This window comes from Serratia sp. Je.1.23.a, assembly GCF_051129805.1.
GTDB lineage: Bacteria > Pseudomonadota > Gammaproteobacteria > Enterobacterales > Enterobacteriaceae > Serratia > Serratia liquefaciens.
Genome location: NZ_JBCPSR010000001.1, coordinates 928,182 through 942,584, shown reverse-complemented (window position 1 = coordinate 942,584; position 14,403 = coordinate 928,182). Strand labels below are relative to the sequence as shown.

General features: G+C 55.2%; 12 protein-coding genes. 2 read left to right on the top strand and 10 right to left on the bottom strand.

The features are described from left to right. Positions 1-22: 22 nt before the first annotated feature. Genes mukB through cmoM form a run of 4 tightly spaced genes read right to left on the bottom strand, consistent with a single transcriptional unit; the run spans position 23 to position 7,284 of the window. Positions 23-4,474, bottom strand: a complete 4,452-nt coding sequence (gene mukB, locus AAZT04_RS04500) for a chromosome partition protein MukB (protein ID WP_020826145.1) — start codon at positions 4,472-4,474, stop codon at positions 23-25. After that, a complete protein-coding gene (mukE, locus tag AAZT04_RS04495) occupies positions 4,471-5,199 on the bottom strand; it encodes a chromosome partition protein MukE (protein ID WP_041414390.1) in 729 nt (242 codons plus the stop codon). The genes mukB and mukE overlap by 4 nt, the downstream gene beginning before the upstream one ends. Beyond that, positions 5,180-6,502, bottom strand: a complete 1,323-nt coding sequence (mukF, locus tag AAZT04_RS04490) for a chromosome partition protein MukF (RefSeq protein WP_020826143.1) — start codon at positions 6,500-6,502, stop codon at positions 5,180-5,182. Before mukF ends, mukE begins: the two co-directional genes overlap by 20 nt. Then, positions 6,499-7,284: a tRNA uridine 5-oxyacetic acid(34) methyltransferase CmoM gene (cmoM, locus tag AAZT04_RS04485; RefSeq protein WP_020826142.1), complete on the bottom strand. Its 786-nt coding sequence runs from the start codon at positions 7,282-7,284 to the stop codon at positions 6,499-6,501. Before cmoM ends, mukF begins: the two co-directional genes overlap by 4 nt. A gap of 151 nt (positions 7,285-7,435) precedes the next feature. Here cmoM and elyC point away from each other — a divergent pair, with 151 nt between their 5' ends. After that, positions 7,436-8,209 (top strand): envelope biogenesis factor ElyC, encoded by a 774-nt coding sequence (gene elyC, locus AAZT04_RS04480; RefSeq protein WP_048761905.1) that lies wholly within the window; start codon positions 7,436-7,438, stop codon positions 8,207-8,209. Between the two features lie 6 nt (positions 8,210-8,215). Here elyC and AAZT04_RS04475 read toward each other — a convergent pair whose 3' ends face one another. The 6 genes from AAZT04_RS04475 to cspE form a co-directional block, all read right to left on the bottom strand. Next, entirely contained in the window at positions 8,216-9,112 is an 897-nt protein-coding gene (locus tag AAZT04_RS04475) for a YcbJ family phosphotransferase (protein ID WP_048761901.1), read from the bottom strand. Positions 9,113-9,261: 149 nt separating this feature from the next. Next, positions 9,262-10,011, bottom strand: a complete 750-nt coding sequence (kdsB, locus tag AAZT04_RS04470) for a 3-deoxy-manno-octulosonate cytidylyltransferase (RefSeq protein ID WP_129983605.1) — start codon at positions 10,009-10,011, stop codon at positions 9,262-9,264. Next, positions 10,008-10,190, bottom strand: coding sequence for a Trm112 family protein (locus AAZT04_RS04465; RefSeq protein ID WP_006320791.1), 183 nt, complete (start codon positions 10,188-10,190; stop codon positions 10,008-10,010). The genes kdsB and AAZT04_RS04465 overlap by 4 nt, the downstream gene beginning before the upstream one ends. A 290-nt stretch (positions 10,191-10,480) precedes the next feature. Then, positions 10,481-11,707, bottom strand: coding sequence for a winged helix-turn-helix domain-containing protein (locus AAZT04_RS04460; protein ID WP_434679090.1), 1,227 nt, complete (start codon positions 11,705-11,707; stop codon positions 10,481-10,483). A gap of 109 nt (positions 11,708-11,816) precedes the next feature. After that, the gene (locus AAZT04_RS04455) at positions 11,817-12,038 is read right to left on the bottom strand and encodes a cold-shock protein (RefSeq protein ID WP_006320799.1); all 222 of its coding nucleotides are present in this window, start codon (positions 12,036-12,038) and stop codon (positions 11,817-11,819) included. Between the two features lie 221 nt (positions 12,039-12,259). Next, positions 12,260-12,469, bottom strand: coding sequence for a transcription antiterminator/RNA stability regulator CspE (gene cspE, locus AAZT04_RS04450; RefSeq protein WP_020826136.1), 210 nt, complete (start codon positions 12,467-12,469; stop codon positions 12,260-12,262). Positions 12,470-12,996: 527 nt separating this feature from the next. Here cspE and hglS point away from each other — a divergent pair. After that, positions 12,997-14,403 (top strand): 2-oxoadipate dioxygenase/decarboxylase HglS, encoded by a 1,407-nt coding sequence (gene hglS / locus AAZT04_RS04445; RefSeq protein ID WP_020826135.1) that lies wholly within the window; start codon positions 12,997-12,999, stop codon positions 14,401-14,403.

Here is a 14,403-nt window from a genome sequence, read left to right as displayed (position 1 = left end):
TTATTAGCGGGCTTTTTTGCGCTTACGGCGTTTCAGCCGCGGTGACACCCAGTGCCGCAGGCGGTTCGTTAGCGAAACCGCGCAGCCCCACAACGTGTACGTGTTCATGGTTCTGGAACACCTTACGCACCAGCTTATACGTGGTCCCTTTTTCCGGGCTGATGTTTTCCGGTGCGGCGATGATCAGCTGCATTTCCAGGCGATCGCACAACTCGAACAGGGTCGCGATGGATTTGGCATCCAGTCGAGCCGCTTCATCGAGGAACAGCAGACGGCATGGGGAGATATCTTTACCGCGCAGGCGGCGAGATTCTTCTTCCCAACTCTGTACCACCATCACCAGAATCGACATCCCGGTACCGATCGCTTCACCGGTAGACAACGCGCCGCTCTCCGCACGCAACCAGCCGTCGGAGCCGCGGAACACTTCCACTTCCAGCTCGAGGTAGTTACGGTAATCCAGCAGCTCTTCACCGATGGTCTGCGGCGTGCGCTGGCCCATATCAATCTGCGGATTCAGGCGCTGGTACAGCTTGGCCAGCGCTTCTGAGAAGGTCAGGCGGTTGCTGTTAAACAGATCCTGATGCTGTTCCTGCTGCTCAGAGAGCACGTCCAACAGGGTCGCGTGCGCTTCACGCACGTTGACGTTCAATCGCACGCTTTTCACCTGGCCGAAGGAAACCGCCTGCAAGCCCTGGTTGAGCATACGGATACGGTTCTGTTCGCGCTGGATGGTTTTGCGAATGATGTTCGCCACGCTCTTGGAACTGATCGCCAGCTTCTGCTCACGGGCGGTCAGTTCTTCGGTCAGACGGCCCAGCTCGATTTCCATCTGCTCGATAGCCTCGACCGGGTCATCAGTACGAATGATGTCCTGACGAATACGCTCGCGCAGATGCTGGTACACCGCGATATAAAACTGGATCTTGCGTTCAGGACGCTTAGGATCTTCAGACAGACGCAGCACGTCGCGCAGGTGTTCGTTATCCGATACCGCCAGACGCAGCGCACCGAGCGCCTTATCCGACATCGAGCGCAGTTCGTCGCCGTCCATATAGGCCAGTTCGCGACGGTGCAGACGACGCTCAACTCCATTGTCTTTCACCATGCGCATCACAGCGCACCAGCCCGCCTTGGCGGTCACCACCTGCTCACGCAACTGATGGTAATCACGCTCAAGCTTACGCAGTTTCTTCTGCAAGCCGTCCATTTCCGCTTCGCAGAAGGTCAGCTGTTTTTCCAACTGGTTACGGCGTGCGCGGTTGTTGCTCAGGCCGGCGTGCAGTTCATCACGACGTGCGCGGGCACGGGCTTCAGCATTGGCATCCGCCTGTACGCCAATGTCGACCAGCTCCTGGCTCAGTTCTTTCAGCATGTCGCGCTTGGCGTCATACGAGCTTTTCAGCGACGCCAACACTTGGCTGTACTGAGTAAACTGGGTCTGATACTGACGTAACTGCTCGCGGGCACGGGTACGTTCCGCTTCCGCGTGCTCAAGACGTTGGCGCAGCTTGTCGTTCAAATCGTTGTTGGCGTTTTGCATACCGGCAGAGTCGGTATAACCGAAGTGCGCGCGGCGCTGTACCACTTCGATCAAGGCAAACGCCTGCTGTTTAGCCTGACGCTGTACGCTTTGCGCCTGGATGTAATCCTGCTGCAGCTGTTCATGTTGCTGCGGATCGCTCTGCAGCACCGACAGCAACGGCTCCAGCTTGGTCAGGGAAACGCCGTGCTGCTGAATATGACGCGCGGCATCCTGCGCCTCTTCCAGCTCTTCACGGATTTCTTCTACGCGATCCTGCAGGGTTTCATCGTTTAACAATGAGACCAACGGCATCAGGCGGTTCAGCGCGGAGATGCCTTCTTTCGCCTGCTCATATTGCTGGCGTTGCTGCTGGTTCTGCGCTTCATGGTTGTTCAGCGCGCGCTCTACTTCACCGCGACGGGAAGTGAGGCTGCGGATTTCCGCTTCCGGATCGGCGTCAAACGCCACCGCCAGATGAGAGCCGATGAAGCGGCTGAAGGCCTGATGCGAACGCTGGGTCTTTTGCACGTCGAATGACAGCGTGGCGTAACGCTCAGCCAGCGTTTCACGCTCGGCGTGCAGCACTTCCAGGCGGTTTTCGCGGGCAGCGCGACCAAACAGCGGCACTTCCGGATAACGGGAGTAACGCCATTGGCGATCGGCGGTTTTCACCAACACCGCTCGGTCCTGCTCTTCAACGGCGAACACGCTGTCATCGAATGACTGCGGATCCCCTTCGATCAGATAGAGATCTTCCGGGCAATCTTCCAACCCTTCCAGCATTTCGCGGACCAGCGACAGATCCGGCACCACGATCGCGTGACGCGACGGGCCATACAATGCGGAGAAGTAAGGCGCATCGTCGATAGTGACATCGTCGTAAATTTCGGAGAGCAGCACGCCGCCAAAACGTTCGGCCAGCGTAACCAGGCGTTGGTCTTCGGCCCCGCCCGGCTGGCTGAGACGTTCGATCTGCGCTTCAACCGCACGCTTGCTGGCAGCCACTTCGTCACGCTCAACGGTGGTTTCGCGTTCCCGCTCCAGCAGTTGCTGCATGTACTCAGTCACCTGCTGGCTGCTTTCCAGCGGTTCGCCGCTCTGCTCGCTGAGCTGGCTCAGGGCATCCTGCGCCGCTAACCAGACAGGGGCGCGGGTGGTGAGCTCACGAATGCGTTGCTGAATTTGCTCCAGTTCCTGGCGCATTTCCATCCGACGTTCGCCGGCCTCGCTGACGCTTTGCGACAGCGACTCCAGACGCTCTTCCAGCTCTTGTTGCAGAGCATCGAGTTCATCCGGCTGATACTGCTGACCATGCCGCTTGCAGAATTCCTGCAGCAGGCGTTCGGCATCCTGCTGGGAGCGCAGACGTTGTTCCAGCTCGCTCAGGCGCATGCGCAATGGCTGTACGCGTTCGGCAAGGTGTTGTTGCGATGGCCAGTCACGCAGCAATTCGCGCGCGCACTGCCAGGCTTCGCTGCGGCTGACCTGACCGGCGATTTTCCCCACCAGCTGATAAGCCTGTTCAAACTGACCGTGCGCGGCATCGGCCACGCTCAGTTTCTGCTCGAGCATCAGCAAGGCTTCCGTCGCCTCTTGCTCGCGCGCCTGGAAAGTATCCAGCCACTGTTCGGCATTTTCGGCGGTCAGCTCCGGCAGTTGGCACAGTGCTCGCGCACGTTCCAACGCCTGCAGCGCTTGCTGATATTGAATGGCGCGGGTCTGCTGCACGTCCAGCGCCTGCTGGTAGTCGGCGAGTTGGCTTTTCAGCTCATCCACTTCCAGTTCGGCCGCCTCGGCGCGCGCTTCGTTTTCGGCCTGCTGTTCGCTGGCCTCCGCAACCACTTCGTTCTGTTCTTCCAGACGGTAGGTCAGCTCTTCCAGATCGCCTTCATAGCGCTCGATCTTTTCCTGCTGACGCATCGCCGTCTGCACCAGGTTAAGGTGATCGCTGGCGGCCTGATAATCCGTTTCCAGATCGGATTCTGCGCCACTCTGCTCCGCCAGTTCGCGCGCCATTTCGACATGGCGATACTGCTCAGCAGCCAGCTGTTTGCGGCTGCCCAACAGATCGCTGCGCAATGCCAGCGCGCCGTCCAGATGAATACGCCGCTCATTGGCATGGCGCATATAGTCCGCCGCCACGTAGGAGGTGGCTTCTGAAATCAGGTGCTTGAACAGATCGCGATCGCTTTGGGTCACGCGGATCGCTTCCAGCGTCATGCGGTTTTCACGCAACGCCGCTTCCATGTCCTGGAAGGCCTTGCGCACGCCGCTGTTTTCCGGCAACAGATAGTCGCGCAATGAGCGGGTGATGGCGCTGGAAATACCGCCGTACAGTGAAGCTTCGATCAGACGATAGAACTTGCTGCGATCGGACGATGAACGCAAGCGTTTCGGGATCACGCCCAGATCGAACATTAATGAGTGGTAGTCGGTGATGGAGTTGAATTGCTTGAACTGCACGCCTTCCATCTCTTCAACGCGCTCTTTCAACTCCTGCAGTGTCAGCACGCGCGCCTGGCGCTCGCCCACCGTTTGGGTCAAAAGTTCGGTCGGCTGTACTGCCGTTGGCAGGCCCTGGATGGTGAATGGCTTGATGTCCACTTTACGGTCACGGCCGGCCACCTGTTGCAGGCGCACGCCCACCACGACACGCTGGTGGCGTGAGTTGATCACATCGAGAGTGGAATAACACACCCCGGCACGCAGCTTACCGTGCAGGCCCTTGTCGCGCGAGCCGCTGGTGGCGCCGGCTTCGGTAGTGTTACGAAAGTGCAACAGCGTCAAGTCGGGGATAAGCGCAGTGACGAAAGCCGCCATGGTGGTGGATTTCCCTGCCCCGTTACCGCCGGACAGCGTGGTCACCAACTCATCGAGATCAAAGGTGCGGGCGAAGAAGCCGTTCCAGTTGACCAGCGTCAGCGAGCGAAATTTACCGCGTTCAATCATTCCTGTTCATCCTCTGCACTGTCCGGTGTGGTATCAAGCTGCGAATCTTCAGCATCGCTTTCATCAGTCAGCGACAGGCTGTTTTCAACCGGCATCGCTTCGCCGTCACGGATCATACGTAACTGTGCTTCACGCGGATCGTCACCGCTGCGCACATCGGCGCCAAAGCGGAACACCGCTTCGGTGATGCGGAACTTGCTGCTGTCATTGCCCATGAAGTAGATCATGCCCAGACGACGCAGGCGGTTCAGTGAAGTGCGCACTTTTTCGTGCAGCTTCTGGCGATCGAGATCCGAACCGGTAGAGCGCTGATTAACGAACTTCAGCAATTTGGTTTCGTCTGCCAGGCTCAGCAACTCGTCGTACAGCTCCTGATGGCTGAAAATCCCCTCATGCGCCAGACGCTCCGGGCTGAGGTAGAGATAGCACAGGATTTTCCCCACCATCATGTCCAGCTCGGATAAAACCGAACGCGGGATCAGGGTAGTGGAGCGCGGACGCAGATAGAAGAACCCTTCCGGCGCGCGGATCAACTCCACGCTGTAGCGGGCGTAAAACTCTTCCAGTTCATCCTGGAAATCCATTAAGAAGGCGTGGTTGTCCAGCTCATCGATACCGATGTGACGACCTGCGCGCAGATGGCTGTCCAGCGCAGGGAACAGCGCGTTAGACAATGCCTTGGCCAGCTTGACTGGCATTACTTGTTCAATATTTGTCGATGACATGGGCCTGGACCTTGGCTCCGTAATCATTGATTGCCTGCCATTGTGCCGGCAACCCTGAAAAATCTGCTTCAGCCACACCAAGGCGCACTGCCTGGTCGACCACTATACGTGCCACATCGAAATGACGGGCACGCGGATATTGCGCCAGATAATCGCGCATCACCGCCCCTAAATTGAGCGGCATCTGTTGTTCCTGATAAATCTTCAACGCCTGTTCGATCATGGCCGCCAGTTGCTCGCGAATTTCGCTGAACTCCTCGAATTCCAGATCCGGCGGCAATTCCCCGGTCACTTCCTCGCTGCGCAAGGCCAGCTCTTCGTCACGCATATCCAGCAGGCGATCGGCGTTGGCATGGGTCAGTGTCCATGGATTGTCGAAATAGTTCTGCACCGACTGGCGCAAACGCTGGGCGAACACCCGGTTCTTGTCCATGTCGATCGCGGTACGGATAAATTTGTGCACGTGGCGGTCGTAGCCAATCCACAGGTCGATCGCCTGCTGGCCCCAACTGATGATGCGGTCGAGCTTGCTTTGCAAGTCGAACACCAGCTTATCGACGAAACCCAGCTCCGCGCCACCCAGTGTAGCATCCTGAATGCGCAGCAGATTGGCCTGCAGCTTGTCGCCTGCCGCTTCCAGAGTATCCTGCAGTTCACGCAGTGTGCCTGAGGTTTCGGACAACAGCATCTCACAGCTGGAAATGGCCGCCCGCCAGTCCTGGTTCAGCAGCGCGGCGATATCATCTTTTACGCCCTGCTGCTGTTCATCCATCACCCGTTGGGTCATGTCGATGCTGTCGAAGATTTCCGCTACCGAATATTTCAGCGGGGCAAATACGTTGCGGTGCCAGTGGAAATCGTCACCGCCCTCTTCGGCGGCGTCGGCGGCGCGTTTCAGCTCCTGCGCCACGATCGACAGCTGCATCGACAGACGCAGCGTGGAGAATTCGCGCTGACGAATATAGTAATCGGTAATGCCGATCCCCAGCGGCGTCAAACGGTAAATTGCGTTACCGTCCGCCAGTTCGCTGGTGAAGCGGTTTAACAGGCGCTGGCGCACCATGTCGTTAATCGCATTGTTGGCGCGGACCGCCACCGTTTCATGCGTCTGTTCGAAACCCTTGCTGACATGGCGAAATGCATCAACCAGCTCACCTTCGCTCATCTCGCCGTCCAGCCGCTCGCCGTTCAATGTGGCGATAGCAAGCAAAAACGCGAGACGCTCCGTAGGGAGCGAAATAGAGAAATCATTTTTCCGTGCCCAGGCGACCAGTTCGGGTACTGTCTGGGAAAATTCACTCATAGTTCGTCCTTCAGGTTTGGTTTATGCGCCATGACGTGAATATAGCGCCCCAAACTCACGTACGGCTCCTGCCGGCAATAGTGCTGTTCAAGCGCCAGTAACTCTTCAAATTTTTGCGTCTGTAACTGCCTGCTTTGCAGGTAATCGTGGAACACCCGCACGCCGGTTTTCCCGCTGATGCGCATGCCCAATTGTTCCAGCCAGCCGTATACCTGCGGCGGACTATGTGGATATTGCGGTGACAACGAACGCTTTCTGCGCCTTCTGACCTCGGGGTTCACCAGTTGGAAATTACCCAACACCACATTGCGCATCAAGAGGCCATTGGCATTAAAGAACATCAATGACAGTGCGCCACCTGGCAGCAGGCAGTCGAACAACGCCCGCAGTGCCGCTTCAGGTTCGGCAATCCATTCAAGCACAGCATGAAACAATACCAGATCAACCGGCTGTTCCAAATGTTGGCCAATATCCTGTGCTGAACTTTGTATGAATTGCATGTTCTGGCTCACACCTTTCTGCTCAGCCAGTAATGCGGCGCGTTGGATCATCTCACCAGAAAGATCGCACAACAACACCTGATGTCCTAATTCTGCCAATTGGCAAGCCATATGGCCTTCGCCGCCGCCGGCATCCAGAATGCGCAGCGGCCGCTGCGGCAACTGGGCCAACAGCGTGGTCAGATCCTGCCAGACTACCGCCTGACGGATTTTCCCTTTGGTGGTGCCGTAAATATTACGCGCAAACTTTTCAGCAATATCGTCAAAATTGCGATCCTGCATGGACAACGGCTCCGCTGATCTTATTCTGTTGGGGGCAAAGCGCCAGCCCATTCAAACCTGCTATTTTGGCACAGACTGGCTTAGAATGAATCTTCTTGCGGCCTGAATGTGCCCGGATGTCGTTTTTTCGCCCAAAAGGACCTGATTTTTGATGCTGTTTAACCTGAAAAAGTTCATTGGCGCCATTTTAATGCCGTTACCTGCGCTGCTGCTGTTGATGGGACTGGCGCTGTTGCTGCTGTGGTTCACCCGTTGGCAAAAAAGCGGCAGGGTCATTTTGACGGTGAGCTGGCTGTTTTTACTGCTTTTCAGCCTGCAGCCGGTGGCCGACAGGCTGCTACGCCCAATCGAATCGGAGTATGCCACCTATCGCGGCACTGACCCGGTAAAGTATATCGTGGTGCTGGGGGGCGGTTATACCTTTAATCCCGATTGGGCCCCCAGTTCCAACCTGATCGGTAACAGCCTGCCACGCGTCACGGAAGGCGTGCGCCTGTATCTCGCGCATCCCGGGGCAAAAATGGTATTCACCGGAGCCGGGGGGCCCAATACTCTGAGTAACGCGGCGACGGCGGCGAAGGTAGCGGAAAGCCTGGGAGTGCCAGGCAGCGACATAGTGCTGTTGGATCGCCCGATGGATACCGAGCAAGAGGCGTTGCAGGTGTCGAAGCTGGTCGGGCAACAGCCCTTTATTCTGGTGACCTCGGCTAACCATTTGCCAAGGGCGATGCGCTTCTTTGAAGCCAAGGGGCTGCACCCTATTCCGGCACCGGCCAACCAATTGGCCATCAGCTCACGTTTGAATATCTGGGATCGCGTGGTGCCATCGGCTATGTTCCTTGGCCACAGCGAACGCGCCTGGTATGAAACGCTCGGCAGCCTGTGGCAATGGCTTAAAGGGGCCGATGAGGTTTCTGCCGACTAAACCAGCTTAACCGGCAAGCCAGGGCAGCAGCTGTTTGGAAGCATAATCAAACGGTTGCCGATCCAGCTTGCCGGTATGAATCAACCGCCCCACCGCCTCCCACACCACATACAACCAGCGCCGCACCAGGAAAGATTCCGCCACCGGCGCACGTTGCAAATAATAAAACAGCAGTTGGCTGGGCATGCCCGCTTCACACAGCCTGAAAAGCTCATATTCCCGTGGCGCCCACAGCATCATTCCAGGGTTCAACATCGCCAGTAATTGATCGCTTTTGGGGTCTTTTAACATACTGCGTAGCGACAAGTTGCCGTGCACCAGCACGCAGGGATCGTCGAATCCGACAAAAAAATGGGTCAATGCTTCACGTGTGCGATACAGCAAGCGACGGTCTGCCATCGTCAGCTGCGGCGAATTAAGGTTGCTGACCGTTGACCACAGCACTTCCACCCGCTGTTGATACCAGCAGAACCAGTCGTTTTCCTGAGTGCTGTCGACCGTGCCGACGCAGCCGTGGCTGTCGATACGGTGCCAGGCTAATACGCCGTCGACCACCTGTTCCATCAACGAATTCCAACGATCCGGTGTGCGCGTCGGCGCTTCTGCGGATACGCCCCGCAAACGTTCTATCAGCAAGATCTCTTTATAGGGTGATTGCTGGGTATAGACCACGCCATACACCGTCGGCAAACGAATATCGCCTTCGCGCGCCAGCATCGACAGCTTATAGGCCTCCTGCTGGGCAATCCCTTGGCAGACAAAGCTTTTCGCCATCAGCGGAATAGCGTGCCCCTGTTGGTCGTACAGTGAATACATGTGTGCATAAGGCTGCTCGCTGACGCGTTCCAGTCGGCTGATAGACTCACCCAGCACAATACACAGTTCAGCGCGTAACTGCTCCATAAGGAAATAGCCTCAAGAGATAGGAAGAGACGCAGCTATCATCGAACGCTAAGCAGATAAATTCTTCAACGCAGATCAACAAAATGGGGATATAAGAAGGGAAATGATAATACCGCCGGCGCGCCGTGTGGCGCACCGGCGTTCAATGATCAGCTTTTCATGCTGTCACGGACACGCTGCAAGTCTTCCGGCGTATCAACCCCCACGCTCGGCATTGCCTTGGCAACCGCCACGTGGATTTTTTCGCCGTACCACAGCACCCGCAACTGCTCCAGCAACTCAATTTGTTCCAGTTGGCTTGGCGCCCAGGTGACATAACGGCGCACAAAGCCGGCGCGATAGGCGTAAATGCCGATATGCCGCAACAGGCTGTCGCCGATGCTCTCTTTGGATTGGGCGAAACGTTCACGATCCCACGGAATGGTGGCGCGCGAAAAGTAGAGCGCATAGCCCTTCGCATCCATAACCACCTTAACTGCATTGGGGTTAAAGGCTTCTTCCGCACTGTCGATCGGCACTGCCAAGGTAGCCATACCAGCCTGGCTGCCCGCCAGGTTTTCAGCCACCTGCCGTACTATGACCGGAGGGATAAGAGGTTCGTCACCCTGAACGTTAACGATGATTTCGTCATCATTAAAGCCATAATGCTCGATCACTTCAGCCAAACGTTCGGTGCCCGAATTGTGATCGGCCCGGGTCATGCAAACTTCACCACCGGCCGCTTTCACCGCTTCGGCGACGGCTGGGTGGTCGGTCGCCACAATGACGCGGCTGGCACCGGACTCGCGCGCACGTTCCATGACGTGCACCACCATCGGCTTACCGTGAATATCGGCCAGTGGTTTCCCAGGCAAACGGGTTGAAGCATAACGAGCTGGAATAATAGCGATGAAACTCATGCGTGTTTCTCATCCAATGAAAGCGCCCGCGCCTCATTTTCCAGCAGAACCGGAATGCCATCACGCAGCGGGTAGGCCAGGCCATCCACTTTACACACCAGTTCCTGGTTTTCTTTGTTGAAATAGAGCTTACCGTTGCAGACCGGACAGGCAACGATTTCGAGTAAACGGTGGTCCATGCATCCTCCAGGGTGGAGATCTTACGTAAGGAAAGTGGATGAGGATAGCACAACGCTATGCGCCAGGTTAATCACCGGCTGCCTTGCTGTTGCGTTTTAATCTGCTGCAGGGATTGAACTGGCAATGGCGCAGGCGTAGAATTTTGTGATTCAGATCACAAAAAGATATTTCTCATGATCAAACGTATTCATAAGATCATCGCCATGTTTGCCAACTTCAGCAACTGAGGCCCCCCCCTTGTAACGAGCGGCGCTGGAATTCGTTTTACCCACGCCGACAACGCCGTTCGTTATTCCACTTCCCAACCCTCGCGCCATTCGGTCGCCAGCGGTGCCGGAATATCACCCAAAATAACCTGATTTGCACCGTGCCATTTTGCACTACGGGTGATGGCTAGCCGAATGTCCTGCATACGCTGTTTACCAAAGCGAACCTTGGTCTGCGGATGGAAACTGATGATTTCAAATATACCCTGCCGACGATGCATTTTTGCATCAATGCGACCAATCAGTTCTCCACGTTGCAACACGGGAAGGGTGAAATAGCCATACTGCCGTTTTTCTTTTGGCGTGTAACACTCCAACCGGTAATCGAAATCGAACAACTCCAGGGCGCGGCGGCGATCCCAAACCACTGGATCGAAGGGAGAAAGCAGAGTGGTTACGCTTGATTTCAGCTTACCTTGCTCCGCCAGGTGCAGTTCTGCGGCCAACGAATGGTGTACGTAAAACTCCCCGTCCAATCCGTCGATCAACACCGGCAGCACTTCTCCCTGCTGCTGCAACCCGGCCAAGAGCGCCTTCGGCGCCACTCGCTTCAGTCGGTAGTAATCTGCCAGCCATTCAGCCTTGAATATCCCCAGGAAGCGACAGGTACGCGTCAACATCTCATGCCGCGCATGATCGGCCGCCAGCCCGTGTCGACTATCATCCCAATGGGGCATTAGCCTTTCCGTAAGATCATAAACGCGGTGGAAGTTGCGTCGCTCAGCCACCATAAGTTTGCCGGCGGTAAACAGGATCTCGAGATGCCGCTTTTCCGGCTTCCAATCCCACCAACCGCTGTTACCTTTCTTCTCGGCGCTAAAATCCGCCGAACGTACGGGGCCAGCGGCTTCAATATGTTGCAGCAGTGCATCAATTGCGGTGCGATGGTCCTGCATCCACTCTTCGGAATACTTCCAGCCCATACCCTGCGGCTGCAGCATACGATGTCGCAGCAGGCCAAAATCTTCAATGGGTAAAAAGCAGGCTTCATGTGCCCAGTACTCGAACAACTGTCTACCGGCCAGCGCCTGTTCCAGCCATTCGGGCTGATAATCACCCAAGCGGCTGAACAGCACCAAATAGGGGCTGCGAGCGACAACGCTGATGGTATCGATTTGCAGGAGGCCCATACGCTGAATGGCGGCAACCACATCGTCGGGCTTGGCTTTACGTTTTATCGGGGCTAACAACCCCTGTGCGGCAAGGTGGAGCGCACGGGCGGCAGTAAGAGAAATAACGGGGGTGTTCATCCTGATATCCGAAGTGACTGAACAATCGCTTGATAATAGTGGATATCGGGAAATTTATCTTCGCCAGTGCTTGGGGTGGCGGCACCGGCACTGGCGAGGAAGGGGTGGGTCAGAACGCGATAACGTCTGCCGCTGACAGCCCATGAGAGCTGCGATAGATCGAGAACTCGACGTTCTGACCTTCGTTTAATGATTTATTTTTAGTATTGGCAATAGAACGACGGCTTACATAGATTTCGTCGCTACCGTCTACCGGTGAAATAAAACCATAGCCTGCAGCCTGATCAAACCATTTCACACGGCCCATTTGTAACACAGTATTTTTAAACATAACTTATATCCTTTTACTTGAGCATCCTTAACAACGTCATTTTTATTATTGTTGGACGCTACCAGCCCATCCTAAAGTTTTTCGTAACAAACCTCTCGTGAGCAAAAAATAAAAAACCCGCACTACGGCGGGCCTGTTGAACTTAATATCTTCCGCAATGAATCAGCAATAACGCATCATCATGGTTGTATTAAGATCGTTTTACGCTATTCCCTGTTTTCTTACAGAGCAACAACGTTGGCGGCAGCCGGCCCGCGCGGGCTGTCCTGGATGGTATACTCAACACGCTGGCCTTCAGCCAGAGTTTTGAAACCATCGGTCGCGATTGCAGAGAAATGTACGAATACATCTTTTCCACCGTCGTTCTGTTCAATAAAACCAAAACCTTTGCTTTCGTTGAACCACTTCACCTGACCAGTCTTCTTAGACATTACACATTTACCTTTTAAATATATATACAAAACCTGCCATAAGGCAATTTAGGCCGTTTTTAGAAACATTACTTATGGGAGGTACTTAGAAGGTTCGTCTTTGAAGCGGAATCAGATGATAACGTTTTTGGAGGAACTGCTTAACTCTATACTCGAACATAAATAGGTCTGTATCACAGGCCGACTTGCATTTACTCATAAATCTATTCTTTGCACAAGAGGTTTATTGCCTTATTTTTATCATTACTTCGAATTTGTTTTTATGTCTATGATTGTGCATGAGTTAATTTATCTTTTTTTATGTAAAAATCTTGGCGTTATTGCCTTCTGGACGGCCAATGTTACCGCCCTGTGCTGTTCAAATGAGAGCTAACGCATAAAAATCTAATATGCTTGCCCAAGCTATAACAAAACCCAATCGACATGGCTAAACTTGAGGTGAAAACAAGGCAGATGGCCTTGCAGCCAGCACTTATGCCGTCAAAAATATAATTTTTCAGATTATACTGAATCAAGGAGCTATGCGCATGACCGCCCAGCAGTTCGTCTCACCGAATGAAATCCGCGCCAGATTCTCCCACGCCATGTCAGAGATGTACCAAAAAGAGGTACCTCTGTACGGCGATTTGCTCGAACTGGTAGCGGAAACTAACAGACAGGTCCTGCGCGAAGATGCCGCATTGGCTCATCAATTACAAATTACTGGCGAAATCGAACGACTGGCCATGGAGCGTCACGGCGCTATTCGGGTGGGTACTGAGCAAGAACTGGCGACCCTGCGGCGGCTGTTTAACGTTATGGGCATGTCGCCGGTGGGCTATTATGACCTGGCAGTAGCAGGCGTTCCGGTCCACTCCACCGCATTTCGTGCGGTACATGAAGACGCGCTGCAGATCAGCCCCTTTCGTGTGTTCACTTCGCTCTTGCGACTAGAGCTGATTGATAATCCGGAACTACGTCAACTGGCGCAACAACTGTTGGCGCGTCGTAGAATATTTACCGAGCGCGCACTAGAGCTGATCGCCTTGCAAGAAGCCCAGGGTGGGTTGGACGAGAACCAGGCCGACGAATTTGTCGAGCAAGCGTTGGAAACCTTCCGTTGGCACAGCCGGGCGACGGTCAGCGCAGCCGAATATCAGCAGTTGCACGACCAACACCGTTTGATTGCTGACGTGGTCGCGTTCAAAGGCCCGCACATTAACCACCTGACGCCGCGCACCCTTAATATCGACCTGGTTCAACAGGCAATGCCTGGCCGAGGCATCACTCCCAAAGCGGTGATTGAAGGGCCACCGCCGCGTCGCCGCCCTATCCTGCTGCGCCAAACCAGCTTTAAAGCGCTGGAGGAAAACGTCGATTTCGTTGAGCATGACGGCAGCGCCGTTCACGGGCACCATACTGCCCGCTTCGGTGAAATAGAACAGCGCGGCGTTGCGTTGACGACGAAAGGCCGCGCACTCTACGATCGTCTGCTGCAGGCTACCAACGATGCACTGCAGGCACCGCCCAACGAGAAAAACGCAGATCGCTACAATCAACTGCTGGCGCAAAACTTTCAGGCGTTTCCGGATGATTATGCCACCCTGCGAGAGCAGCAGTTGGCCTGGTTCCGCTATTTCCCGACCGAATGCGGGCTGGCAGCCAAAGACTCATTGGATCAGCACAGCACGCTGGAACAGTTGATTGCCAAGGAATATATCCGCTTCCAGCCATTGGTGTATGAAGATTTCTTGCCGGTCAGTGCCGCGGGTATTTTTCAGTCGAATCTCGGCGATACCAGCCATGCGCAATACAACGCAACGTCAAGCAAAGCGGCGTTTGAACTGGCTTTGGGAGCCGAGGTGATCGATGAGCTATCGCTGTATCAGCAAACACAGCAGCGCTCGATAGACGCCTGCGCGCAAGCCTTGGGGCTGCACGCGCTAGCGGTTTGA

Bases quoted from the DNA above. Each gene is read 5' to 3' on its own strand.
- cmoM (WP_020826142.1), bottom strand. From the start codon at position 7,284: ATGCAGGATCGCAATTTTGACGATATTGCTGAAAAGTTTGCGCGTAAT.
- mukB (WP_020826145.1), bottom strand. From the start codon at position 4,474: ATGATTGAACGCGGTAAATTTCGCTCGCTGACGCTGGTCAACTGGAAC.
- AAZT04_RS04460 (WP_434679090.1), bottom strand. From the start codon at position 11,707: ATGAACACCCCCGTTATTTCTCTTACTGCCGCCCGTGCGCTCCACCTT.
- AAZT04_RS04455 (WP_006320799.1), bottom strand. From the start codon at position 12,038: ATGTTTAAAAATACTGTGTTACAAATGGGCCGTGTGAAATGGTTTGAT.
- hglS (WP_020826135.1), top strand. From the start codon at position 12,997: ATGACCGCCCAGCAGTTCGTCTCACCGAATGAAATCCGCGCCAGATTC.
- kdsB (WP_129983605.1), bottom strand. From the start codon at position 10,011: ATGAGTTTCATCGCTATTATTCCAGCTCGTTATGCTTCAACCCGTTTG.
- elyC (WP_048761905.1), top strand. From the start codon at position 7,436: ATGCTGTTTAACCTGAAAAAGTTCATTGGCGCCATTTTAATGCCGTTA.
- mukF (WP_020826143.1), bottom strand. From the start codon at position 6,502: ATGAGTGAATTTTCCCAGACAGTACCCGAACTGGTCGCCTGGGCACGG.
- cspE (WP_020826136.1), bottom strand. From the start codon at position 12,469: ATGTCTAAGAAGACTGGTCAGGTGAAGTGGTTCAACGAAAGCAAAGGT.
- AAZT04_RS04465 (WP_006320791.1), bottom strand. From the start codon at position 10,190: ATGGACCACCGTTTACTCGAAATCGTTGCCTGTCCGGTCTGCAACGGT.
- mukE (WP_041414390.1), bottom strand. From the start codon at position 5,199: ATGTCATCGACAAATATTGAACAAGTAATGCCAGTCAAGCTGGCCAAG.
- AAZT04_RS04475 (WP_048761901.1), bottom strand. From the start codon at position 9,112: ATGGAGCAGTTACGCGCTGAACTGTGTATTGTGCTGGGTGAGTCTATC.